General features: G+C 70.2%; 23 protein-coding genes and 1 tRNA gene. 14 read left to right on the top strand and 10 right to left on the bottom strand.

Going from position 1 to position 21,896, the window contains the following annotated elements; translation table 11 throughout:
* Positions 1 to 20 precede the first annotated feature (20 nt).
* Positions 21 to 94 (top strand) — tRNA-Leu (locus ACWGST_RS15130).
* Between the two features lie 3 nt (positions 95 to 97).
* Here ACWGST_RS15130 and ACWGST_RS15125 read toward each other — a convergent pair.
* Positions 98 to 538, bottom strand: a complete 441-nt coding sequence (locus ACWGST_RS15125; protein ID WP_452047491.1) for an iron chaperone — start codon at positions 536 to 538, stop codon at positions 98 to 100.
* Positions 539 to 706: 168 nt separating this feature from the next.
* Positions 707 to 1,633 (bottom strand): Ppx/GppA phosphatase family protein, encoded by a 927-nt coding sequence (locus tag ACWGST_RS15120; protein ID WP_452047490.1) that lies wholly within the window; start codon positions 1,631 to 1,633, stop codon positions 707 to 709.
* A 123-nt stretch (positions 1,634 to 1,756) separates the two neighbouring features.
* Between ACWGST_RS15120 and ACWGST_RS15115 the strand changes: the two genes are divergently transcribed.
* Genes ACWGST_RS15115 through ACWGST_RS15100 form a run of 4 tightly spaced genes read left to right on the top strand, consistent with a single transcriptional unit; the run spans position 1,757 to position 6,199 of the window.
* Complete coding sequence (locus ACWGST_RS15115) at positions 1,757 to 2,353, top strand: TetR/AcrR family transcriptional regulator (RefSeq protein WP_452047489.1); 597 nt, start codon at positions 1,757 to 1,759, stop codon at positions 2,351 to 2,353.
* On the top strand, positions 2,350 to 3,630 hold the full coding sequence (locus ACWGST_RS15110) for an MFS transporter (protein ID WP_452047488.1): 1,281 nt from the start codon (positions 2,350 to 2,352) through the stop codon (positions 3,628 to 3,630). Before ACWGST_RS15115 ends, ACWGST_RS15110 begins: the two co-directional genes overlap by 4 nt.
* Positions 3,630 to 4,889, top strand: coding sequence for an amino acid deaminase/aldolase (locus ACWGST_RS15105; protein ID WP_452047487.1), 1,260 nt, complete (start codon positions 3,630 to 3,632; stop codon positions 4,887 to 4,889). The genes ACWGST_RS15110 and ACWGST_RS15105 overlap by 1 nt, the downstream gene beginning before the upstream one ends.
* Complete coding sequence (locus ACWGST_RS15100; RefSeq protein ID WP_452047486.1) at positions 4,886 to 6,199, top strand: D-arabinono-1,4-lactone oxidase; 1,314 nt, start codon at positions 4,886 to 4,888, stop codon at positions 6,197 to 6,199. Before ACWGST_RS15105 ends, ACWGST_RS15100 begins: the two co-directional genes overlap by 4 nt.
* 266 nt (positions 6,200 to 6,465) lie before the next feature.
* Here ACWGST_RS15100 and ACWGST_RS15095 read toward each other — a convergent pair whose 3' ends face one another.
* The 3 genes from ACWGST_RS15095 to ACWGST_RS15085 are packed head-to-tail and all read right to left on the bottom strand — an operon-like array spanning position 6,466 to position 8,643.
* Entirely contained in the window at positions 6,466 to 7,200 is a 735-nt protein-coding gene (locus ACWGST_RS15095; RefSeq protein ID WP_452047485.1) for an ABC transporter permease, read from the bottom strand.
* On the bottom strand, positions 7,197 to 7,979 hold the full coding sequence (locus ACWGST_RS15090) for an ABC transporter ATP-binding protein (protein ID WP_452047493.1): 783 nt from the start codon (positions 7,977 to 7,979) through the stop codon (positions 7,197 to 7,199). Before ACWGST_RS15090 ends, ACWGST_RS15095 begins: the two co-directional genes overlap by 4 nt.
* Complete coding sequence (locus ACWGST_RS15085; RefSeq protein ID WP_452047484.1) at positions 7,972 to 8,643, bottom strand: TetR/AcrR family transcriptional regulator; 672 nt, start codon at positions 8,641 to 8,643, stop codon at positions 7,972 to 7,974. The genes ACWGST_RS15090 and ACWGST_RS15085 overlap by 8 nt, the downstream gene beginning before the upstream one ends.
* A 132-nt stretch (positions 8,644 to 8,775) precedes the next feature.
* Between ACWGST_RS15085 and ACWGST_RS15080 the strand changes: the two genes are divergently transcribed.
* The 3 genes from ACWGST_RS15080 to ACWGST_RS15070 all read left to right on the top strand — a co-directional run bounded on the left by ACWGST_RS15080 (position 8,776) and on the right by ACWGST_RS15070 (position 11,129).
* On the top strand, positions 8,776 to 9,342 hold the full coding sequence (locus ACWGST_RS15080; protein WP_452047483.1) for a LemA family protein: 567 nt from the start codon (positions 8,776 to 8,778) through the stop codon (positions 9,340 to 9,342).
* A 9-nt stretch (positions 9,343 to 9,351) separates the two neighbouring features.
* Positions 9,352 to 10,227, top strand: coding sequence for a M48 family metalloprotease (locus ACWGST_RS15075; protein WP_452047482.1), 876 nt, complete (start codon positions 9,352 to 9,354; stop codon positions 10,225 to 10,227).
* A gap of 167 nt (positions 10,228 to 10,394) precedes the next feature.
* The gene (locus tag ACWGST_RS15070; RefSeq protein ID WP_452047481.1) at positions 10,395 to 11,129 is read left to right on the top strand and encodes a dienelactone hydrolase family protein; all 735 of its coding nucleotides are present in this window, start codon (positions 10,395 to 10,397) and stop codon (positions 11,127 to 11,129) included.
* A gap of 38 nt (positions 11,130 to 11,167) precedes the next feature.
* Here the strand turns inward: ACWGST_RS15070 and ACWGST_RS15065 are convergent, their stop codons facing one another.
* Entirely contained in the window at positions 11,168 to 12,379 is a 1,212-nt protein-coding gene (locus ACWGST_RS15065; RefSeq protein ID WP_452047480.1) for a winged helix-turn-helix domain-containing protein, read from the bottom strand.
* Positions 12,380 to 12,486: 107 nt separating this feature from the next.
* Here ACWGST_RS15065 and ACWGST_RS15060 point away from each other — a divergent pair, with 107 nt between their 5' ends.
* Positions 12,487 to 13,713: an AI-2E family transporter gene (locus ACWGST_RS15060; RefSeq protein ID WP_452047479.1), complete on the top strand. Its 1,227-nt coding sequence runs from the start codon at positions 12,487 to 12,489 to the stop codon at positions 13,711 to 13,713.
* A gap of 4 nt (positions 13,714 to 13,717) precedes the next feature.
* The gene (ilvA, locus tag ACWGST_RS15055; protein WP_452047478.1) at positions 13,718 to 14,962 is read left to right on the top strand and encodes a threonine ammonia-lyase; all 1,245 of its coding nucleotides are present in this window, start codon (positions 13,718 to 13,720) and stop codon (positions 14,960 to 14,962) included.
* A gap of 64 nt (positions 14,963 to 15,026) precedes the next feature.
* Here the strand turns inward: ilvA and greA are convergent, their stop codons facing one another.
* Both greA and ACWGST_RS15045 read right to left on the bottom strand, forming a co-directional pair.
* On the bottom strand, positions 15,027 to 15,518 hold the full coding sequence (greA, locus tag ACWGST_RS15050) for a transcription elongation factor GreA (protein WP_452047477.1): 492 nt from the start codon (positions 15,516 to 15,518) through the stop codon (positions 15,027 to 15,029).
* A 90-nt stretch (positions 15,519 to 15,608) separates the two neighbouring features.
* Complete coding sequence (locus tag ACWGST_RS15045; RefSeq protein ID WP_452047476.1) at positions 15,609 to 16,055, bottom strand: DUF4307 domain-containing protein; 447 nt, start codon at positions 16,053 to 16,055, stop codon at positions 15,609 to 15,611.
* Positions 16,056 to 16,183: 128 nt separating this feature from the next.
* Between ACWGST_RS15045 and ACWGST_RS15040 the strand changes: the two genes are divergently transcribed.
* Positions 16,184 to 16,495: a hypothetical protein gene (locus ACWGST_RS15040; RefSeq protein WP_452047475.1), complete on the top strand. Its 312-nt coding sequence runs from the start codon at positions 16,184 to 16,186 to the stop codon at positions 16,493 to 16,495.
* A gap of 93 nt (positions 16,496 to 16,588) precedes the next feature.
* On the opposite strand, the gene trhA is transcribed toward ACWGST_RS15040, so the two are convergent.
* Complete coding sequence (gene trhA, locus ACWGST_RS15035) at positions 16,589 to 17,404, bottom strand: PAQR family membrane homeostasis protein TrhA (protein WP_452047474.1); 816 nt, start codon at positions 17,402 to 17,404, stop codon at positions 16,589 to 16,591.
* A gap of 109 nt (positions 17,405 to 17,513) precedes the next feature.
* Between trhA and ACWGST_RS15030 the strand changes: the two genes are divergently transcribed.
* The 3 genes from ACWGST_RS15030 (at position 17,514) to ACWGST_RS15020 (ending at position 21,069) form a co-directional block, all read left to right on the top strand.
* Complete coding sequence (locus ACWGST_RS15030) at positions 17,514 to 18,299, top strand: isoprenyl transferase (RefSeq protein ID WP_452047473.1); 786 nt, start codon at positions 17,514 to 17,516, stop codon at positions 18,297 to 18,299.
* Between the two features lie 92 nt (positions 18,300 to 18,391).
* Complete coding sequence (locus ACWGST_RS15025; RefSeq protein ID WP_452047472.1) at positions 18,392 to 19,510, top strand: aminotransferase class V-fold PLP-dependent enzyme; 1,119 nt, start codon at positions 18,392 to 18,394, stop codon at positions 19,508 to 19,510.
* A 245-nt stretch (positions 19,511 to 19,755) separates the two neighbouring features.
* Positions 19,756 to 21,069 carry a PhoH family protein gene (locus ACWGST_RS15020; RefSeq protein WP_452047492.1) on the top strand — a complete coding sequence of 438 codons (1,314 nt, stop codon included), beginning with the start codon at positions 19,756 to 19,758 and terminating at the stop codon, positions 21,067 to 21,069.
* A gap of 123 nt (positions 21,070 to 21,192) precedes the next feature.
* Here the strand turns inward: ACWGST_RS15020 and ACWGST_RS15015 are convergent, their stop codons facing one another.
* Complete coding sequence (locus tag ACWGST_RS15015) at positions 21,193 to 21,819, bottom strand: MSMEG_1061 family FMN-dependent PPOX-type flavoprotein (protein WP_452047471.1); 627 nt, start codon at positions 21,817 to 21,819, stop codon at positions 21,193 to 21,195.
* Positions 21,820 to 21,896: the final 77 nt, after the last annotated feature.

Here is a 21,896-nt window from a genome sequence, read left to right as displayed (position 1 = left end):
GCCCTCCCGGGCGGCGCCGCGCTCCCGTAGCCCAATCGGCAGAGGCAGGCGACTTAAAATCGCCTCAGTCTGGGTTCGAGTCCCAGCGGGAGCACCGTCAACCGACGGCCTTGCGCACGAGCTCGGTGACCGTCGCCTCGACCGCCGGAGTCCAGTTGCGCACCGCGAAGCCGATCGGCCACAGGTCGCCGTCATCGAGCTTGGCCCGGTCTTCGAACCCGATCGTCGCGTAACGGGTCTTGAACTTCGCGGCCGCCTGGATGAAGACGACCATCTTGCCCTCGTCGTTCGCGAACCCGGGCATGCCGTAGTAGGTCTTCGGCACGAGGCCGGGCGCGACCTCGGTGACGACTTTGTAGAGCCCCTCGGCGAGTGGCTTGTCCCCGGGCTCCATCTCGGCGATCGCGTCGAGCACCGCCTTGTCGCCGGCGGCACGGTTCTTTCCCGCCTTCTCCTGTTCGCGGAGCTCCTTCGCGCGCTGCTTGACCGCGTCGCGCTCTTCCTTGCTCAGTCCTCCGGACGTGTCGGTCTTCGCCATGCTCGTGGTCCTTCCGGGATCTTCATCGGTGCCGCCGCGTCGAGCGGGGCGTCGATGTCAGGCTATGCGGATGCCGCGGCCGAGCGCTTCTCCATTCCTGATCGATGCCGGCGTGTCCGCGAGCGGCGCTCGAGTCGGGCGGGCGGTCGGACCGGTCAGCTCGTCGCGTCAGCCGAGCCGGTCGAGGCGGCGCAGGATGAGGCCCTCTCGGAGGGCCCACGGCGAGACCTCGAGCTCGTCGACGTCGAACGCGCGCATCGTCTCGGAGAGCACGACGGCGCCAGCGACGATCTGGAACGTGCGGTCGGCCGTGATGCCGGGCAGCGCGGGCCGCGCGTCGGCCGGGATGCGTGCGAGCCGAGGGGTCCAGTCGTCGAGGCCGCGCCGGGTGAGCACGGCTCGGTCGTCGGGGCCGACGCCGTCGACGCGATGGCCGGCGAGCCGGGCGAGCGAGCGGATCGTCTTCGAGGAGCCGACGACGTGCTCGGGCGAGGGGAGTGCCCGGAACGCGGGCACCTCGCCGGCGAGGAGCTCGCGGGCGTGCGCCCGGAGCCGGGCGACCTGCCCATCCGAGGGCGGGTCGTCGGGAAGGAATTCCACGGTCGAGCGTCCGGCGCCGAGGGGCACCGACCGCGCGACATCCGGAACCTCGTCGTCGCCCTGGGTGAGTTCGAGCGAGCCGCCGCCGATGTCGAAGAGCAGGATATGGCCGGCCGACCACCCGTACCAGCGGCGCACGGCCAGGAAGGTGAGGTTCGCCTCGTCTTCGCCGGGCAGCACCTGCAGTTCGACGCCCGTCTCGCGGGCGACGCGGGCGAGCACCTCTTCGCCGTTCGCGGCCTCGCGGATCGCCGAGGTCGCGAACGGCAGGAACTCGTCGAGAGCGGAGTCGCGTGCGATGGCGGCCGCGGAGCCGACGGCGTCGATGATGGCGGCGACGCCCTCGGCGCTGATCGAGCCGTCGGGCTCGAGGTAGCGCATGAGGCGCAGCACCGACTTGTGCGAGGCGGTGGGGATCGGCCGCGCGCCGGGGTGGGCGTCGACGACGAGGAGGTGGACGGTGTTCGAACCGACGTCGAGGACTCCGAGGCGCATGCATAGAGCGTAGTGCCGAGCGCAGCGCCGCGCGCTGTTACCGCTACCGTCGATTGTGATGCATACTGGTGCGACTGGGACGATCGTCCCACTTCAGTCGTCGAAGGTGCCGAAAGGAGTCGCATGACCCGCATTCCCGCCCCCGAGCGGCGCGCTGCACTCGTGCAGGCGGCGCTCCGAGTCGTGTCGCAGCGCGGGATCGCGCAGGCGACGACCCGGGCGATCGTCGCCGAAGCGGGCATGTCGCTCGCGAGTTTCCACTACGCGTTCGACTCGCGCGACGAGCTCATCGACGAGCTCATCACGACGGTCGTCGCCCGCGAGCAGGAGGCGGTACTGCCCGACGATCTCGCCGGCCACGACCTGCGAGACATGCTCGAGGCCGGCCTGCTGCGCTATTTCGAGCACTTGCGCGCCGACCCCGAGCACGAGCAGGCGATGCTCGAACTCACCCAGTACGCGCTGCGCTCGCCCGAGCGGCACCCGCTCGCCGTCGCGCAATACGACCGGTACACCGAGCTCGGCGCGAAGTCGCTCACGGCCGCCGCCGAAGTGGTGGGCGCCGTCTGGACCACACCGGTCGAACAGGTCGCCCGCGTGCTGATCGCCTTCACCGACGGGCTCACCCTCACGTGGCTCGTCACTCGCGATGACGATGTCGCACGGTCGGTCGCGCACGCGGCCGCCGACGCCCTCTCGAGAATGGCCGAGCCCCGATGACGCGCCTCGATTCCGTGCACGACCAGGCGCACCCCAAGACCGCCGCGCTCGGCGAGCCGGTCCGCCGCGTCTCGGCCGGCTGGATCGCCTCGTTCGCGACCGTCTGGCTCGGCATCTGGATGGCGCAGCTCACGCCCGTGCAGCTGTTGCTGCCCGCGCAGATCGACGCGCAGCTCAAGCCCGACAACTGGGTCGACAGCGTCGTCGCGTTCGGCGTCATCTCGGGCATCGCCGCGATCGCCACGATCATCGCCTACCCGCTCACGGGTGCGCTCTCCGACCGTACGACCTCGCGGTTCGGTCGTCGCCGCCCGTGGATCGCGATCGGCGCGGTCGTCTTCGGGCTCTCGCTCGTCGTGCTCGGGCAGCAGACCGAGATCTGGGCCATCGGGGCGACGTGGGTCGCGGCATCCGTCGGATTCTGCATCATGACCGCCGCGCTCACCGCGACCATTTCCGATCAGGTGCCCGTGAACCAGCGCGGCTTCGTCTCGGGCTGGATGTCGGCGCCGCAGGCGGTCGGCATCATCGTCGGACTCGTGCTCGTGACCGAACTCGTCACCGACGCCTCGCTCGGCTACATCCTGCTCGCGGTCGTGCTCGTGGTGCTGGCCGTGCCGTTCCTGTTCCGCGCCGACCAGCCGCTGGCGCCGACCGAGCGCGAGCGCGTCACCGCCAAGAGCATCCTGACCGGGTTCTGGATCAACCCGCGCAAGCACCCCGACTTCGGCTGGACCCTGCTCAGCCGCGTGCTCGTCTCGGTCGGCAACGCGCTCGGCACGAGCCTGCTGCTGTACTTCCTGATGTTCCAGTTGAAAGACGAGAATGCCGAAGACGACCTCATCGTGCTCACGCTCATCTACATGGTGTTCGTGATCCTCGCCTCGCTCGTGCTCGGCAAGCTCTCCGACAAGCTCGGCCGCCGCAAGATGTTCGTCTTCATCGCCTCGGGGCTGCAGGGCGTCGCGGCGCTCATGCTCGGGCTCTTCCCCGACCTCACGGTCGCGATGGTCGGTGCCGGGCTCCTCGGCCTCGGATACGGCTGCTTCCTCTCGGTCGACCAGGCGCTCGCGACCCAGGTGCTGCCCGACGCGGCCTCGCGCGGCAAAGACCTCGGCATCATGAACATCGCCTCGGCGGTGCCGCAGGCGATCGCCCCGATGATCGGCGCCGCCGCGGTCGTGGTCTCGGGCTCGTTCATGCTCGTGTTCCTGCTCGGCGGCGCGTTCTCGTTCGCCGGCGCCTTCGCCGTGGCCAGGGTCAGGAGCGTGCGCTGATGACCCCGCCGACGACCCTCGACCTGCGGAAGACCGGCACTCCGGCATCGGATGCCTCGGACTGGCTGCACCCCGAACGGTACTGGCCGTCGCTGACCTCGGCCACCGCCCACCTCGATGCACCCGTCGGCGCCCTGCATCTCGGCGCGCTGCGCCACAACGCCCTCGACATGCTGCGCCGCGCGCACGGCACGCCCATTCGCGTCGCCTCGAAGTCGCTGCGCGTACGCGGCGTCATCGAAGCGCTGCTGGCCATGCCCGGCTACCACGGGGTGCTCGCGTACACGCTCGCCGAGGCGCTGTGGCTCGCGGCGACCGTCGACGATGTCGTGGTCGGCTACCCGACGGCGGAGCGGGCGGCGATCCGCCGACTCGCGAGCGACCCCGAGCTCGCGCGACGCGTGACGCTCATGGTCGACTCGCCCGCGCAGCTCGATCTCGTCGACGCCGTGCTGCCGCCGGGCAAGCGCGAGACGATCCGCGTGTGCCTCGAGCTCGACGCGTCGTGGAACGCGCCGCTGCTCGGGCACCTCGGCGTTCGCCGCTCACCCGTGCACGCGCCCGAAGACGCCGCCGCGCTCGCCGCGTACATCGTGAAGCGCCCGGGCTTCGAACTCGTCGGCATGATGGCCTACGAGGCGCAGATCGCGGGAGTCGTCAACGAGCCCGCCGGCCGCCCGGTCGACGGCGCCGTCAACCGCTGGATGCAGTCGCGTTCGATGCCCGAGCTGCGAGAACGCCGCGGCCGCGCGGTCGCCGCCGTTCGCGAGATCGCCCAGCTCGAGTTCGTCAACGGCGGCGGCACCGGCTCGCTCGAGGCCACGGCGGCGGATGACTCGGTGACCGAGATCGCGGCCGGCTCCGGCATCTTCGGCGGGCACCTCTTCGACGGGTACCGCCACTTCACGCCGGCACCGGCCGCGGCGTGGGCGCTCGACATCGTGCGCCGACCGAGCCGCGACCACGCGACGATCCTCGGGGGCGGCTGGATCGCCTCGGGGCCGCCCGCCGGCGACCGGCTGCCGAAGATCGTCTGGCCCGAGGGCCTCGTCATGGAGCCGCGCGAGATGGCCGGCGAAGTGCAGACTCCGGTGAGCGGCGACGCCGCCCGCCGCATGAAGGTCGGCGACCGAGTGTGGCTGCGCCACACGAAGTCGGGGGAGCTGGCCGAGCATTTGAACGAGTTCGCCCTGATCGATTCGGGCGACGTCGTCGACACCGTCCCGACGTATCGGGGAGAAGGGAAGGCGTTCCTGTGACAGCGACGGGCGCAGTGTGGAAGAACTGGGGTCGCACGGAGTCGGTGCGGCCCCTTCGTGTGGAGCGCCCGGCCACGGCCGAGGCGGTGCAGCGGGCGGTCACGGCCGCCGCGGCATCCGGCCTGCGCATCAAGCCCGTCGGTTCGGGCCACAGCTTCACCGGCATCGCGGTCGCGCCGGGCGTGCAGCTCGACATGACCGACGTCTCGGGCGTCGTCGACGCGGATGTCGCGGCAGGCCGGGTGACGCTCGGCGCCGGCACCCGGCTGCACGAACTGCCCGAGCTGCTCGCTCCGTACGGCCTCGCACTCGAGAACATGGGCGACATCGACCGGCAGACGATCTCCGGGGCGACCTCGACCGGCACGCACGGCACAGGCCTCGCCTTCGGCGGCCTCGCGACCCAGATCGTCGCCGCCCGCCTCGTGACCGGCACGGGCGAGCTCATCACCGTGAGCGACACCGAGCGCCCCGAACTGCTGCCCGCCGTGCGCCTCGGCCTCGGCGCACTGGGCGTGCTCGTCGAGGTGACGGTGCAGCTCGTGCCGCGCTACGTGCTGCACGCGGTCGAGAAGCCCGAATCGCTCGGCGAGGTGCTCGATGGCTGGGACGAGCGCGTGCGCGCCGTCGACCACTTCGAGTTCTACTGGCACCCGCACACCGACGCCGCGATGACGAAGACCAACACCCGACTGCCCGGCGACGCCCCGCGCAGGCCACTCGGCCGAGTCTCGCGCTGGGTCGACGACGAGATGCTCGCCAACGGACTGTTCCGCGGCGTCTGCGCGCTCGGCACGGTGGCCCCCGGCGTCATCCCCGGCTTCGCCCGCCAGGTCGAGCGGGTCTCGGGCGACCGCGACTTCGCAGACTTCTCACCGAAGGTGTACATCACCAACCGCACGGTGCGGTTCCGCGAGATGGAGTACGCGGTGCCGCTCGCGGCCGTGCCCGACGCCCTGCGCGAGGTGCGCGCGCTCATCGAGCGCACGGGGTGGCGCATCAGCTTTCCGATCGAAGTGCGCGCCGCGGCATCCGACGACAACTGGCTCTCGACCGCCTACGGGCGCGAGTCGGGCTATATCGCAGTGCACCGCTACTTCCGCGAGGACCCGACGGAGTACTTCGCCGCGGTCGAGGCGATCATGCGCGGTTACGGCGGGCGCCCGCACTGGGGCAAGATGCACACGCGCGACGCCGCGTCGCTGCGCGAGGTCTACCCGCGCTTCGACGACTTCGTGCGCGTGCGCGACGAACTCGACCCCGAGCGCCGCTTCGCGAACCCCTACCTCGACCGAGTGCTCGGCGCCTGACCGCACCCCTCTCCCCCCTCTTTCGTTCTTTTGTTCCGCACCTCTCTCGTTCCCCGCACCTTCTCGCCCCCGCACGCGCGGCAAGGTAGGACGTTGCCCGCTGTGTAGGACGTGCGTCGAGGTCAGCGTCCTACACAGCGGGCATTGTCCTACAAGCCTGTGGATGCGGCGCGGAGGAGTGCGGCGAGCGAGTGCGGAGAGCAAGCGCGGAGGAGCGCGGAGCACGAGGGCAGGGGTGGATGCCGCGGGGCGGGCGGCGCTGCAGGTCAGGCCGTGCGGCGGCGCAGGGTGATGGAGCCGAGCACGATCGAGCCGACGATCCACGCGCAGATCACGAGCAGCTTCGCCGCGATCCACTCGGCGCTCTCGGAGTCGGCGGCGACCGCCCGCAGCGCATCGATCGCGAAGCTCAGCGGCAACCACTCGCTGATCACCTCGAGCGCCTCGGGCAGCTGGTCGCGCGGGATGAAGATGCCGCCGAGCAGGATCTGCGGGAAGACGAGCAGCGGCATGAACTGCACGACCTGGAACTCGGAGCGGGCGAACGCGCTCGCGAGCAGGCCGAGGGCCGTGCCGAGCAGGGCGTCGGCGACCGCGACGGCGAAGAGCAGCCAGATCGACCCCGCGATCTCGAGCCCGCAGACCCACACGGCGAACGCCACCGCGATCGCGGTCTGGAACACGGCGAGCAGACCGAACGCGAGGGCGTAGCCGAGGATGAAGTCGCCCTTGCCCATCGGCATCGAGAGCAGCCGTTCGAGCGTGCCGCTGCGGCGCTCGCGAAGGGTCGCGATGCTCGTGACGAGGAACATCACGGTGAACGGGAAGAGGGCGATCATCGCCGGACCGATGTCGGTGAAGAGGTCGGTGTCGACGAAGATCCACGCGACGAGGCCGATGAGCAGGCTCGGCACCACGAGCAGCAGGCCGACGGTGCGCGGGTCGTGACGGATCTGGCCGAGGACGCGCCCGGCGGTCGCGAACGTGCGGGTGAGGTTCATCGCTGCGGTTCCGTCTCGCTCGTGGGGCGCAGATCGCGTTCGCCGCGCTCGATGAGGCGCAGGAACGCCTCTTCGATGTCGTCGGTGCCGGTGACCTCGAGCACGCCGCGCACGGTGTCGTCGGCGAGCAGCGCGCCGTCGCGCAGCAGCAGCAGGCGATCGCAGCGCTTCGCCTCGTCCATGACGTGGCTCGAGACGAGCAGGGTCACGCCGTCGTCGGCGAGGCTGCGGAACAACGCCCACAGCTCGACCCGCAGCACGGGGTCGAGTCCGACGGTGGGCTCGTCGAGCACGAGCACCTCGGGCGCGCCGAGCAGGGCCGCGGCGAGCGAGACGCGGCTGCGCTGCCCGCCCGAGAGCGAGCCGACGAGGCGGCCGGCCACCGACCCGAGGTCGGTGCGGTCGATGACCCGATCGACATCGGATGCCGGTGCGCCGATGGTTCGCCGGAAGTACGCGAGGTTCTGTCGCACCGAGAGGTCGTCGTAGACGCTCGCCTGCTGCGTCACGTAGCCCATGCGGGTGCGAAGGGCGCGGCTGCCCGCGGGCAGCCCGAGCACCTCGATCGTGCCCGAGTTGACGAGCTGCACGCCCACGATCGCGCGCATCAGGGTCGTCTTGCCGCTCCCGCTCGGGCCGAGCAGGCCGATGATGTGGCCGCGCGGCACCGCGAGCGAGAGCCGGTCGAGCGCGGGCCCGCCGCCGCGGACGACGGTCAGGTCCTCGACGATGACGGCGGCGCCGGATGCAGCACGAGCGGGGGCATCCGTCTTATTCATCATGTGCTGAATCATTCGCCGCCGGCGCCCCGCTGTCAAGCGATTCCGGACGCCCGGTGAGGTGCATCTGCACCGAGGGGCCGACCCGCCGAACGAGCTCGTCGACGCCGATCGAGGCGAGCGGTTCGAACTCGAGCACGTAGCGGATCATGATGATGCCGACGAGCTGCGAGGCCGCGAGCTCGGCGCGCAGTTCGGCCTCGTCGTCGTCGCCCAGTGCCGCCGCGATGCGCAGCATGATCTCGCGGCGCAGGAACTCGCGGATCATGCGCGAGACGGGCCCCTGCCCGATCGCCGAACGAAGCGCGGCCACGGCGGCAGGTCGCACGGCCGCCGAGTCCCACGCGGTCACCACCGCCCGCACGAGCCGGCCGCCGAGTTCGTCGATCGGGGCGCCCAGCGCCTCGCCCACGAGCAGGTCGGGTCGCAACGGCACCTCGACGACCTCGGCGACGAGCGCCCGCTTGCCGTCGAAGTAGTGGTGCACGAGGGCGGGGTCGACGCCGGCGCGTCGGGCGATCGCCCGAACCGAGGCGGCTTCGTAGCCGTGCTCGCCGAACTCCGCCGTCGCCGCCGCGAGGATGCGAGCGCGGGTGTCGCCGGCCTTCGCGCCGCGCGGGCGACCCCGCCCGCGGCGCTCGGGGTGCTCCGAGTGCTCCGTCACAGCCTGAGCCTATGCCCGGAGATCGCCCTCCGGTTCCTCCGAGTCTCATGGGAAGCACAGCTCGTACGGAGCCTCGCTCGGTAGAATCGACGCACAGCAACCCATCGCCAAGAGCGCTTAGGAGTCCGTGCCATGGAATGGCTCATCCCCGTCATCATCGTCGTCGCGCTCGTGGTGATCATCGGCATCTACCTCTGGGCGACCTACAACTCCCTCGTCACGCTGAACGTGCGCGTCGACGAGGCTTGGAGCGACATCACGGTGCAGCTGAAACGCCGCGCCGACCTCATCCCGAACCTCATCGAGGCGGTCAAGGGCTATGCGGCGCACGAGAAATCGGTCTTCGAGTCCGTCACCAAGGCGCGTGCCGAGACGCTCTCGGCACAGGGACCGGCAGAGGCCGGTGCCGCCGAGAACCACATGCAGCAGGCGCTGAAGTCGATCTTCGCCGTCGCCGAGGCGTACCCGCAGCTGCAGGCCAGCCAGAACTTCCTGCAGCTGCAGTCCGAGCTCGTCGACACCGAAGACAAGATCCAGGCCTCGCGGCGGTTCTACAACGGTGGCGTGCGCGAGCTCAACACGAAGATCAAGGTCTTCCCGAACACCCTGTTCGTGCGCAGCCTCGGCTTCCACGAGCGCGACTTCTTCGAGGTCACGGAGCCCGCGGCGATCGCAGAGCCGCCGCGCGTGCAGTTCTAAGGGCCGGCGTTGTACCGCGCGATCGCGAAGAACAAGCGCAACACCGTCTTCATCATCCTGTTCTTCCTGGCCATCATCGGCGGGTTGGGCTGGCTCGCGGCCGTCATCTACCACGACGTCACGATCGTCGTCGTGACGCTCGTGATCGCGACCGCCTACGCGCTGTTCCAGTACTTCACGGCCGACCGGCAGGCGCTGTCGATGTCGGGCGCGGTCGAGCTGCACTCCAAGGCCGACCACCCGAGGCTCTGGCGCACCGTCGAGAACCTCTCGATCACGACCGGCACGCCGATGCCGCGCGTGTTCGTGATCGCCGACCCCGCGCCGAACGCGTTCGCCACCGGCCGCGACCCCGAGCACGCCGTCGTCGCCGCGACCACCGGCCTGCTCGAGATCATGGACGATGCCGAACTCGAGGGCGTCATGGCCCATGAGCTCGGGCACGTGCGCAACTACGACATCCGCCTCTCGATGGTCGTCTTCGGCCTCGTCGTCGCGGTCGGGTTCATCTCGGACATGCTCGTGCGCATGGCGTTCTTCGGCCGCGGCAACAACAACGGCAACCCCATCGTCATGATCTTCGGCCTCGTCGCGATGCTCATCGCGCCGCTCGTCGCGAGCCTCGTGCAGCTCGCCGTCTCGCGCCAGCGCGAGTACCTCGCCGATGCCACGGGCGCGATGACGACCCGTCACCCCGACGCGCTCGCCCGTGCCCTCATGAAGCTCGAGACCTACGGTCGGCCGATGCAGCGGCAGAACTCGTCGATGGCCCACCTCTGGATCGCCGACCCGCTCAAGCCCGGCATCATGGACAAGCTCTTCGCCACCCACCCGCCGATCGCCGACCGCGTCAAGCGGCTCGAAGAGATGGGCGGGGCGTTCTAGACGTTGACGGGCCGAGGTGAGCACTGCTAGTCTCCCGAGGTCCGTGCGAGAGACGAAGGAGGTGGTACCCGTGAACGAATCGACGTGGGTGCTCCTCTTCGGGGTCACGGTCGGGCGATAGGTCGTCCGGGAGCGCCGTTCACCGAGCACTCCCGAAAGGCACGACCATGCAATTCACTTCTGAACGACTCCTCGACGACGGCGTTCTCGAACGCGGGTTCACCCTCGACGACATCCCCGGCATCCTGTGGACGCCCGCATCGGCGTCCCCGTCCGCACCGGCGCCGCTGATCCTGATGGGCCACCCCGGCGGACTGCGCCAGATGCATCCACGACTTGCGGGGCGAGCCCGGCACTCAGCGGCGGACGGCTTCGCCACCGCCACCATCGAGCTCCCAGGCGGCGGCGACCGGAATCGATTGCCCGACGCTGAACTGGCCCGCGCCGACCTGCACCGGGCCCTGGCTGCCGGAGACCCGGTCGACGAGATCGTCGACCGGCTGGTCGTCCCGCTGGTCGAGAAGGCGGTGCCGGAGTGGCAGACCACCCTCGACGCGCTGCTCGCCTTGCCCGAGGTCCGCGGCCCGGTCGGGTACTCGGGCGGGCCGATCGCCATCGGCATCCGACTGGCCGTGACCGAACCGCGCCTCGCGGCTGCCGGTCTCTTCGCCGGGAGCTTCGTGCCGCGCTCCATGTTCGACGAGGCCCGTCAGGTCACGATTCCGCTGCACGTGCTGCTTCAGTGGGACGACCAGGGCAATGACCGGCAGCTGGCATTGGACCTCTTCGACGCCTTCGCCTCCGGTGAGAAGACGTTGCAGGCCAACATGGGCGGGCACACCGGGGTTCCGCAGTTCGCGGGGGAGGACGCGGCGAGGTTCTTCGTGCGGCACCTGATGTGAGGTCGGGCCCGTCGGCCGGCAGACGCCCGGCGAGCCGCTCAGGCCGCGGTGTGGAGCTCAGCGGCCAGCGCGGGTGAGAGATCGCCGCGGCCCGTGACGGTCACCTCGTCGAGGCCCTGCCACGCCGCTGCTCGTCGCAGCACGGGCACGAGACGTGCGGCGGTGTCGGCCGGCGCCCCGGGCTCGCTCCACGCCGACTGCACGCGCAGCACGCCCGCCTGTCGGTCGCTCTTCAGATCGACGCGGCCGACGACCCGGTCGTCGATGAGCACCGGCAGCGAGTAGTAGCCGAATTTGCGGTCGGGCTCGGGCGTGTAGATCTCGATGCGGTAGTGGAAGCCGAAGAGCCGCTCGGTGCGCGGCCTGAACCACACCACGGGATCGAACGGCGAGAGCACCGCCGCCGTCTCGATGCGTCGCGGCCGTTTCGCGTCGCGGTGCAGCCACGCCGGCGTCTGCCGCGCCCCGGTCTGCCAGCCCGGCACCTCGACCGGCAGCAGCACGCCGGCCTCTTCGAGTTCGGCGATCGCCTGCCGCACGGGCGCACGCTTCATGCGCCAGTAGTCGGCGAGGTCGGCTTCGGTCGCGATGCCCTGAGCGGATGCCGCGAGCCCGACGAGTTCTCGCACGGCGTCGGCCTCGGCCGGGGCGCTGCCCAGCAGCTCCGCGGGCAGCGCCTGTTCGGGCAACGCGTAGACGCGCTCGAAGCGGCGCCGCTCGACGCACACGACGTCGCCCGTGCGGAACATCATCTCGAGTGTGCGTTTGACGTCGGACCAGCCCCACCACGGGCCGCGTCGTTCGTTGGCGTCGTGTTCGATCTCGCTCGCCCGCATGGGGCCGTTCGCGGCGAGCTCCGACGTGAGCCACGCGGCCAGTGGCGCGTCTTCGGCGACCCACCCGCCCCAGTCGCTGCCGTTCGCCCGGAACGCCGCTCGACGGAAGTCGAAGAGCGGCCAGAGCTCGCGGGGGATGTAGGCCGCCTGGTGCGCCCAGTACTCGACCATTCGACCGCGACGCCCGGTCGTGATGCGGTCGAGCACGCTGCGCTCGTACGCGCCGACGCGGCTGAACGCCGGCAGGTAGTGGCTGCGCTCGAACACGTTGACCGAATCGATCTGCAAGAGGCCGAGGCGATCGATGACGCCGTTGACGGCACGCGTGCCGGGCGCCTCGGGCAGCGGGCGGGCGAATCCCTGCGCGGCCAGTGCGATGCGGCGGGCGAGGGCGGGGCTGATGACGTCGACCATTTGCCTCGACGATAGCGGGGGCCACCGACACCGCGACGTGCGGCGCGAGCGCGCGGCATCCGCTCGCCCATGCCGTTTCGGCCATACAGCGCACCTAGACTGGAGCGATGGCGGACTCCACGGGGCGGAAACGGAGCCGGTTGTCGCGCAGCGCGGCACCGACGTCGCAGTCGGCGCGGCCGACGGGCGACGCGCCGCGCGAAGTGGCCGACAGCATCCCGTTCGGCGTGCGACTGGCCGCCGGCTGGTCGTGGCGACTGCTGCTCATCGGCGGCGTGCTCGCGGTGGTCGTCTTCCTGGTCATCCAGCTGCGCCTGATCGTCATCCCGATCCTCGTGGCCGTGCTCGTCGGCGCGCTGCTCGTGCCGTTCTCGGGCTTCCTGCAGAAGCATCGCTGGCCGAAGTGGCTCGCCGTCATGACCGCGATGCTCTCGGCGCTCATCGTGGTGGGCGGCCTGCTCACCCTCGGCATCTCGCAGATCGTGCGCGGCTCCGATGAACTCGCCGCGCAATCGCTCATCGCCTGGGACGACTTCCGCGGCTGGCTGCTCACCGGCCCCCTGCACATCACCGAGCAGCAGTTGAACGACTGGGTCGACCAGATCGTGACCTCACTGCAGCAAGACAGCGGCCTGCTGCTGAACGGCGCGCTGTCGCTGAGCTCGACCCTCGGGCACTTCCTCGCGGGCCTGCTGCTCGCCCTCTTCGCGACCCTGTTCATCCTGATCGACGGGCGCGGGATCTGGAACTGGATCGTCGGCATCTTCCCGCGGCGCGGGCGCGTCGCGATCGACGATGCGGGCAGGGCGGGCTGGGCGACGCTGCAGAACTTCGTGAGGGTGCAGATCCTCGTCGCCACGATCGACGCGATCGGCATCGGGCTCGGCGCCTACTTCCTCGGTCTGCCACTCGCCGTGCCGATCGCGATCCTCGTCTTCCTCGGCTCGTTCATCCCGATCGTCGGCGCCGTGCTGACGGGCGCGCTCGCCGTCTTCGTTGCCCTCGTGTACAGCGGACTCTGGCCGGCCGCGATCATGCTCGGCATCGTGCTGCTCGTGCAGCAGGTCGAGGGCCACGTGCTGCAGCCGCTCATCATGGGCACGGCCGTGAAGGTGCACCCGCTCGGCGTCGTGGTGGCGGTCGCGACCGGGTCGCTCGTCGCCGGCATCCCCGGCGCGCTCTTCGCGGTGCCCGTCGCCGCGGTCGTGAACGTCATGATCCTCTCGGTCTCGGGCGGTGCGTGGAAGCACGAGGCGGATCCGCCGCCGACGGCGCCGCGATCGGCGCTCTGGCGCACCGTGCCGCAACGACCCGGCTTCACGCGAGGAGAATGAACGAGTGAGCACCACCCCCACGATCGCAGGGCCCAACCTCGCCGACTTCGAGCGCGCGCGGGGCGTGGTCTCCGTCGTCGCCCGGCAGACGCCGATGGAGTCCTCCCGATTCCTCGCCCGACTGCTCGGCGTGCCCGTCTACCTCAAGTGCGAGAACCTGCAGCGCACCGGCTCGTACAAGCTGCGCGGCGCGTACCACCGCATCTCGGCGTTGACCGAGGCCGAGCGCGCGCGCGGCGTCGTCGCGGCCTCTGCGGGCAACCACGCGCAGGGCGTCGCCTTCGCCGCCCGTGAGCTCGGCATCCGCGCCACGATCTTCATGCCGGTGGGCGTCGCGCTGCCGAAGCTCGAGGCGACCAAGGCCTACGGTGCCGACGTCGTGCTGCGCGGCGACTCGGTCGGCGAGACGCTCGAGGCCGCCGCCGCGTTCGCCGACGAGACCGGCGCCGTCATCATCCCGCCGTTCGACCACCCCGACGTCATCGCCGGCCAGGGCACCCTCGGCCTCGAGATCCTCGAACAGACCCCCGACGTCGCGACGATCGTCGTGCCCATCGGCGGCGGCGGGCTCGCCGCGGGCATCGCGAGCGCCGCCAAGCAGCGCGCGGCCCAGCTGGGGCGCACGATCCGCGTCGTGGGCGTTCAGGCCGAGAACGCAGCGCCGTACGTCGCGTCGCTCGCGGCCGGCGCCCCGCAGCAGGTGCCCGTCGTGCCGACGATCGCCGACGGCATCGCCGTCTACCGGCCCGGAGAGCTCAACTTCGAGATCATCCGGGAGGCCATCGACGAGGTCGTGACCGTCTCGGAAGACGACATCGCGCGGGCCCTGCTCGTGCTGCTCGAACGCGCGAAGCTCGTCGTCGAGCCCGCCGGCGCCGTCTCGGTGGCCGCGATCATGACGGGGCAAGTGGCCTCCGACGGCCCGGTCGTCGCGATGCTCTCGGGCGGCAACATCGACCCGCTGCTCATGCAGCGCGTGATCGCGCACGGTCTCGCCGCCTCCGACCGCTACCTCACGCTGCGCATCGGCATGCCCGACCGGCCCGGCCAGCTCGCCCGCATCGCCGAACTGCTCGCCGAGGCGAACGCGAACGTCATCGAGGTGCTGCACACGCGGCACGGTTCGAGCCTGCAGATCTCCGAGGTCGAGCTCAAGCTCTCGGTCGAGACCCGCGGACCCGAGCATCGGGCCGAGGTCGTCGACGTGCTGCGACGCGCCGGCTACGAGCCGGTCGTCGACAACGAATAACGGATGCCGCGGGGCGGGCGCTGCCCCGAGGCATCCGACTCGTGTGCGCTGACGGCGCAGCGGCCTACTGGCCGCCCCAGGTCTCGACGCGCGTGATCTCGACGGCGATCTCGCGGCCGTTGGGCGCGGTGTAGCTCGTCGCGTCGCCGATCTTCAGACCGAGGATCGCGGCGCCGAGCGGGCTCTGCGTGCTCCAGACGTCGAGCTCGGAGTCGCCCGCGATCTCGCGGCTGCCGATGAGGAACGTCTCTTCGTCGCCCGCGATGACCGCGGTGATGACGGTGCCGGCCTCGACGACACCGGTGGACTCGGGGGCGTCGCCGACCTCGGCGGTGCGCAGCAGCTCTTTCAGCTGACGGATGCGGGCCTCCATCTTGCCCTGCTCGTCTTTCGCCGCGTGGTAGCCGCCGTTCTCTTTGAGGTCGCCCTCTTCGCGCGCCGACTCGATGCGTTTGGCGATCTCTTCGCGGCCGTGCGTGGAGAGGTGATCGAGCTCCGCTGCGAGGCGGTCGTACGCCTCTTGGGTGAGCCAGGTGACGGAGACGTCCTGGGCCATGATGCACACTCCCGTGTCGAACGAGTGCAGCCTCGGCTGCACCGGGTATAGACGTGTCGCCCCGACGGATGTCGGAGCGAATGCCCCATGTTAGGTGAGCCAGCAGCCGTAAATCAAACCGGTGTTGGCCTCTTGTGCGACGCGCACCGTCTCGGTGATGGTGCGGATGTGGCGTTCGGACGCCGGAATCTCGACGACCTTCCAGCCGACGACGGTGAAGTCCTCGTTGAAGGCCTGCACGACGCACGCGGTGTCGTTGCCGGGCGGCACCGACAGGTTCCAGCTGACCTCCACCATACGCTCGTCGTTCATCAGGCGGTGGCCGGTGTCGGTGACCTCGATCTGCGGCTTCTGGCCGTCGAGGCCCGCCCACACGACCCACGCGACGAGCACGATCGCGAAGGCCACGGCGCCGCCGATGAGCAGCAGACGGTCGCGCCTGCGGTGCGTGCGGGTGCGCCCATAGCGTTCGTCGAGCGCAGCGCGTTCGTCGAGCGCAGCATGCTCGTCGATCGCGGCGTTCTCGGGCGCGGTCACCGCGGGCTCCTTCGAGGTCGATCGTCTAGGCTTGAATTCCAGCCTAACGCGCCCGGCGCAGGCCGAAGCCCGCCCGTGCAGGCGCGAACTGGCCGGCGCGAATCCGTGCAAGCGTGAAAGAGAGTCCGATGCTCGTCTCAGCCCTGACCGTTCTGGCAGCAGACGACGAGGAGTTCGACCCCAACACGGTCACGCCCGGCATCTGGGGCTTCGTCATCACGTTCCTCATCATGGTCGTGGTGCTGCTCCTGATCCTCGACATGGTGCGCCGCATCCGTCGCACCAACTACCGCATCGAGGTGCGCGAGCAGCTCGAGGCCGAGGCGCGCGACGCCGAACTCGCCGAGGCCGACGGTCAGGCGACGGATGCCTCGGGCACACTGCCGCCCGCAGAGCCGGGTCCGAGCGATGACGGGCCCGACGAGGCATCCGCTCGCTGACCGGGTCTCGAAGCGTCGCGGGTCTCGATACACTCGCTGCGCTCGCTACTCGACCACCGGAGCTGCTCTCGCTACTCGACCACCCGAGGCGGTTCAGCCGACGTGGTAGACGGGCGCGATCGCGATGAGCAGCGTCGCCGTCCAGTGGCACATGAACGCGAGCACCGTGCACGTGTGGAAGATCTCGTGGAAGCCGAAGACCCCCGGCCACGGGTTCGGCTTCTTGAGGCCGTAGACGATGGCGCCGCCCGTGTAGAACAGGCCGCCGACGATCACGAGCACCATCATCGCGACGTTCGCCGCGAGCAGGTCGCCCATGTACATCACCGCCGCCCAGCCGAGCAGCAGGTAGAGCGCGACGTAGAGCCAGCGCGGCGCGCCGATCCAGAACACGCGGAACCCGATGCCCGCGAGCGCCCCCGCCCAGACGATGCCGAGCAGCAACCATCCCTTGTCGGGCGGCAGCGCGAGCACCGCGAGCGGCGTGTACGTGCCCGCGATCAGCAGGAAGATGTTGGCGTGGTCGATGCGCTTGAGGGCGAGCTTCGTCTTCGGCTTCCAGTTGAAGCGGTGGTAGAGGGCTGAGTTGCCGAAGAGCAGCATCGACGAGAGCACGAAGACCGCCGAGGCCCACTTGGCGGGGGCGCCCTCGGCGAGCACGATGAGCACGATGCCCGCTGCGATCGTGACCGGGAAGGTGCCGGCGTGGATCCAGCCGCGCCACGTCGGCTTGACCTCTTCGGGGTGGGCGAGCGAGTCGTCGAGCAGGGGGATGTTCGGCAGATCGGGGCCGTGGTCGCCGCGCGTGACGGCGAGGTCGCCGGGGTCGGCCTCCGCGACGGGGCGCGCGAGCTCTTCCGCGACATCCTCCACGGCGTGCTGTGATGCGCGGCGGCGCTTCGAGGTCATGCTCACAGCGTATGGCCTCGCCGATCACGACCGGCTGTGAGTGTGGGCCGCGAGCGGCGATGCGGTGCTGCTGCGAGTGCCGGACGCCTCGGAGCGGTAGCGTAGTGCCGTGCAGACGAGCGATCAGCCCCTCGGTCGCGGCCTTCTCTACCGCCTCTACCAGAACCGGCTTCGGCGCGGACTCGACCCGGCGGCCGTGCCGCGCCATGTCGCGATGATCATCGACGGCAACCGTCGCTGGGCGAAGCAGCTCGGCTACGACACGGCGGCCCACGGCCACCGCGCCGGCGCGGCGAAGATGCGCGAGTTCCTCGAGTGGTGCGACGATGCCGGCATCAAGACGGTCACGCTCTACCTGCTCTCGAGCGACAACCTCGGCAACCGCCCGTCGGCCGAGCTCGCCGACCTCATCGAGATCATCGCCGAGCTCGCCGAAGAGCTCTCGCACTACCGCGACTGGCGGGTGCAGCACGTCGGTTCGGACGCCGGGCTGCCCGAACCCCTCATCGCCGCCCTCGACGCCGCCGAGCACCGCACGGCCGACAAGCACGGACTGCACGTGAACCTCGCCGTCGGCTACGGCGGTCGCAAGGAGATCACCGACGCGATGCGCTCGATCGTGGCCGAGCATCACGCCGAGGGGCGCAGCCTCGACGACCTCGCCGAGCGGCTGACGCCCGACCTCATCGGCCAGCACCTCTACACGGGCGGGCAGCCAGACCCCGACCTCGTCATCCGCACCTCGGGCGAGCAGCGGCTGAGCGACTTCATGCTCTGGCAGTCGGCCCACAGCGAGTTCTACTTCGTCGAGGCCCTCGGTCCCGACCTCCGCAAGGTCGATTTCCTGCGCGCGCTCCGCGACTACACGAAACGTCATCGCCGCTTCGGCGGGTGAGGCGCACGCTTCGATCCTCTGACAGACCCGGTACATTCTGAAGAAATGTGGCCGGCCGACCATCATCGCCTCGACGAAGGGGGCACGCACACGTGACCATCGACGATTTCATTGCGGGGTTCACCGAAGAGCCCGGGTACCTCGACTACGGCAGGGTTGGGCCGCTCTCGACGGCCGCGGCCGAGGAGTCGCTCGTCTTCACCCAAGTGCTGCAGCGAGCGCGGCACGGCAGCCTCGACGAGATCCACGAGCAAGACGGTCGCGTGCGGGCAGCGGTGTCGGCCGTCACCGGGTTCGACGCCGAGCAGATCGTCTTCGAGCCCAACACGACGACGGGTGTCATGCACGCCATGTTCGGCCTCACCGGCGGTGTGCTGCTCTCGGCCGGGGAGTTTCCGAGCCTGCCCATCGCAGCGGTGCGTGCGCAAGAGGCACTGCACACCGTGACGCCCGTGTGGCTCGAGACCGATCACGGCAAGGTGACGCCCGGCCAGATCCGCGAACAGCTCGAGTCGAACGTCGCCGCCGTCGCCGTGAGCCTCGTCGACTCGCGCACCGGCTACCTGTGCGACATCGAGGGCATCAGGCAGGTCATCGGCGACCGCCTGCTGATCGTCGACGCGATCCAGGGCTTCGGTGTCGTGGATGCCCCGTGGCAGGTCGCCGACGTCGTGCTGAGCGGCGGACAGAAGTGGTGCCGTGCCGGGTGGGGCACAGGGTTCATGGCGCTGTCTGCGCGTGCGATCGAGCAGCTGACGCCGGTGTTCTCGGGATTCACCGGCACCGAGGTCGTCGAGCCGTGGGGCGAAGTACCGCCGCCCGCGCCCGACGCCCGAGCGTTTCGGATCTCGAACCCCGACCCGATCGCCGAAGCAAGGTTCGCCGCGAGCCTCGAAGAGATCGACCGGGTCGGCGTCGCCGCGATCAACGCGGCCGTCGCCGAGCGGGTCAGCCAGACCATCGCGCTCGCCGACGAGTTCGCGATCGCCGTCGTCTCTTCGCGCGATGAGCGCGAGCGCGCCGGCATCGTCGTGCTCGAACCGCCGACCGAGCAGGTGACCCTGCTCACGGCCTCGCTGCACAACCACGGCGTCACGGCGTCGATGCGGCAGGGGCGCATCCGGTTGTCGGTGCACGCCGCGACGTCGGAGGAGACGCTCGAGATGCTGCGCGCCGCCTTCGTCTCGTACAGCACCGCAGCCTCGTACTGAGCGGGCGGCGGGAGCCGCGGCATCCATCGCTCGAATGTGAACGCAAGGTGACCCGCCGCGTGTCGCTCGGGCCGATTCGCCGGTGCCGTCGTAGCGTCGGAGGCATCGGGCAAGGTGTCCGATCGAGTCGGCTCGAACCGCTCGTGGGAGGTTCGCCGCCGGCGCGGAATGCCGAGCTGAGGCTCGGGGCGGGAGCTGGCGTGTCACTCTCTACCTCCAACTCGACCGATGCAGCACGTGACGTTGTGGCGGGCGCAGCAGCAGCACAGCAGGAGCGCACGTACGTGCTCGACACCTCGGTGCTGCTGTCAGATCCGAAGGCACTGTTCCGCTTCGACGAGCACGCGGTCGTGCTGCCCGTCGTCGTGATCACGGAGCTCGAGGCGAAACGGAACGACCCCGAGATCGGCTACTTCGCCCGCCAGGCGCTGCGCATCCTCGACGAGCTGCGCATCGAGCACGAGCGGCTCGACTTCCCGATCCCGGTCGGTGACGGCGGGTCGCTGCGCGTCGAACTGAACCACAGCGACCAGAGCGTGCTGCCGTCGGGGCTCAGGCTCTCCGACAACGACTCCCGCATCCTCGCGTGTGCGATGAACCTCGCCAACGACGGCCTCGCGGTCACGGTCGTCTCAAAGGACCTGCCCTTGCGCGTGAAGGCCGCCTCGATCGGCCTCGACGCCGCCGAGTACCGGCACGAGCTCGCGATCGACTCGGGCTGGCACGGCATGGCCGAGCTCGACCTCGGATCGAACGATATGGCCAAGCTCTACGAGGACGAGCACCTGACCGTCGCCGCCGACCTCGAGCAGCCGATCAACACGGGTCTCGTCATCCACTCCGACCGGGGGTCGGCCCTCGGCCGGGTCGTGGGGCAGCGCGAGGTGCGGCTCGTGCGCGGCGACCGCGAGGTCTTCGGCCTGCACGGGCGCTCGGCCGAGCAGCGGCTCGCGATCGACCTGCTGCTCGACCCCGAGATCGGCATCCTCTCACTCGGCGGCCGGGCCGGCACCGGCAAGTCGGCGCTCGCGCTCTGCGCCGGCCTCGAGGCGGTGCTTGAACGCCAGCAGCACAAGAAGATCATGGTGTTCCGTCCGCTCTACGCGGTGGGCGGCCAGGAGCTCGGTTACCTGCCGGGCGACCAGGGCGAGAAGATGAACCCGTGGGGCCAGGCCGTGTTCGACACGCTCGGCTCGGTGGTCAGCGACAACGTGCTCGAAGAGGTGATCGACCGTGGGCTTCTCGAAGTGCTGCCGCTCACGCACATCCGCGGGCGATCGCTGCACGACGCGTTCGTCATCGTCGACGAAGCGCAGTCGCTCGAGCGCAACGTGCTGCTGACCGTGCTCTCCCGCATCGGCCAGAACTCACGGGTGGTGCTCACCCACGACGTCGCCCAGCGCGACAACCTGCGCGTCGGCCGCCACGACGGCGTCGCGAGCGTGATCGAGACGCTGAAGGGGCATCCGCTCTTCGCCCACATCACGCTCACGAGGTCGGAGCGCTCGGCGATCGCGGCGCTCGTGGCCGAGATGCTCGACGGGCACGAGCTGGCGTGAGCGGCGGGTGCCAACCCTTCGCCGAGGGTTAACGGTCGCCGTCGACTGATGCCGCTGCAGGGCGTGCTCGGCGGCCGACCGTTAACACTCGGCGGACGAGAGGGGCGAGGGCGCGGGCGCGGGTCAGCCGTAGAGCTTCGCGTCGTAGGCGGGGCCGTAGTAGGCGTCGATTTCTTCGATCGAGGCGCTCGGGCGCTCGAGCGCCAGCGCGATCACCGCGCGGCGGGGCGCGGCCTCGGGGTTCCAGGTCTCGGGCTTCCAGGTCTGCGACCGCAGGAACGCCTTCGAGCAGTGCGAGAAGATCTCATCGATCGCGACCTCGAGCACGAGCGCGGGTTCGTGCCCGCGCACCCGCATGCGATCGGCGTACGGCGCGTCGCGCAGAACACGGCCGCGGCCGTTGATGCGCAGCGTGTCACCGCGGCCGGGGATGACGAAGAGCAGCCCGACGTGCGGGTTCTCGAGCACGTTGTGGAAGCCGTCGGCCCTGCGGTTACCGGGTCGTTCGGGAATCGCGATCGTCGTGTCGTCGAGCACGATCGCGAAACCGGCCGGGTCGCCCTTGGGCGAGACGTCGGCGCTTCCGGCGGCATCGGCGGTCGAGATGAAACAGAGGGGGGATGCCGCGAGCCACTGCCGATCGAGATCGTGCAGCCGATCGCGGGACTTGTCGAGGGCGGCTTGCAGCGGCCGGCCGATGATCTCTTCGAGCTCGGCCGCGCTCGTGACGGGGGTGCCTCCGTGATCCATGGCTTCACGCTACGCCCCTGGTCCGGCGCCGATCGTCACGCCGGCATCCGCCGCGTCGACGCGTGCCGTCGCCTGAC

The organism is Agromyces sp. NPDC055520 (assembly GCF_053619715.1).
This window is presented reverse-complemented; position numbering and strand designations above follow the sequence as displayed.

What these genes read in the sequence shown, in the direction of transcription:
- ACWGST_RS15090 (WP_452047493.1), bottom strand. Translation starts at nt 7,979, where the DNA reads ATGAATAAGACGGATGCCCCCGCTCGTGCTGCATCCGGCGCCGCCGTC.
- ACWGST_RS15115 (WP_452047489.1), top strand. Translation starts at nt 1,757, where the DNA reads ATGACCCGCATTCCCGCCCCCGAGCGGCGCGCTGCACTCGTGCAGGCG.
- ACWGST_RS15080 (WP_452047483.1), top strand. Translation starts at nt 8,776, where the DNA reads ATGGAATGGCTCATCCCCGTCATCATCGTCGTCGCGCTCGTGGTGATC.
- ACWGST_RS15040 (WP_452047475.1), top strand. Translation starts at nt 16,184, where the DNA reads ATGCTCGTCTCAGCCCTGACCGTTCTGGCAGCAGACGACGAGGAGTTC.
- ACWGST_RS15060 (WP_452047479.1), top strand. Translation starts at nt 12,487, where the DNA reads ATGGCGGACTCCACGGGGCGGAAACGGAGCCGGTTGTCGCGCAGCGCG.
- ACWGST_RS15015 (WP_452047471.1), bottom strand. Translation starts at nt 21,819, where the DNA reads ATGGATCACGGAGGCACCCCCGTCACGAGCGCGGCCGAGCTCGAAGAG.
- ACWGST_RS15125 (WP_452047491.1), bottom strand. Translation starts at nt 538, where the DNA reads ATGGCGAAGACCGACACGTCCGGAGGACTGAGCAAGGAAGAGCGCGAC.
- ACWGST_RS15105 (WP_452047487.1), top strand. Translation starts at nt 3,630, where the DNA reads ATGACCCCGCCGACGACCCTCGACCTGCGGAAGACCGGCACTCCGGCA.
- ACWGST_RS15120 (WP_452047490.1), bottom strand. Translation starts at nt 1,633, where the DNA reads ATGCGCCTCGGAGTCCTCGACGTCGGTTCGAACACCGTCCACCTCCTC.
- ACWGST_RS15095 (WP_452047485.1), bottom strand. Translation starts at nt 7,200, where the DNA reads ATGAACCTCACCCGCACGTTCGCGACCGCCGGGCGCGTCCTCGGCCAG.
- greA (WP_452047477.1), bottom strand. Translation starts at nt 15,518, where the DNA reads ATGGCCCAGGACGTCTCCGTCACCTGGCTCACCCAAGAGGCGTACGAC.
- trhA (WP_452047474.1), bottom strand. Translation starts at nt 17,404, where the DNA reads ATGACCTCGAAGCGCCGCCGCGCATCACAGCACGCCGTGGAGGATGTC.
- ACWGST_RS15065 (WP_452047480.1), bottom strand. Translation starts at nt 12,379, where the DNA reads ATGGTCGACGTCATCAGCCCCGCCCTCGCCCGCCGCATCGCACTGGCC.
- ACWGST_RS15070 (WP_452047481.1), top strand. Translation starts at nt 10,395, where the DNA reads ATGCAATTCACTTCTGAACGACTCCTCGACGACGGCGTTCTCGAACGC.
- ACWGST_RS15110 (WP_452047488.1), top strand. Translation starts at nt 2,350, where the DNA reads ATGACGCGCCTCGATTCCGTGCACGACCAGGCGCACCCCAAGACCGCC.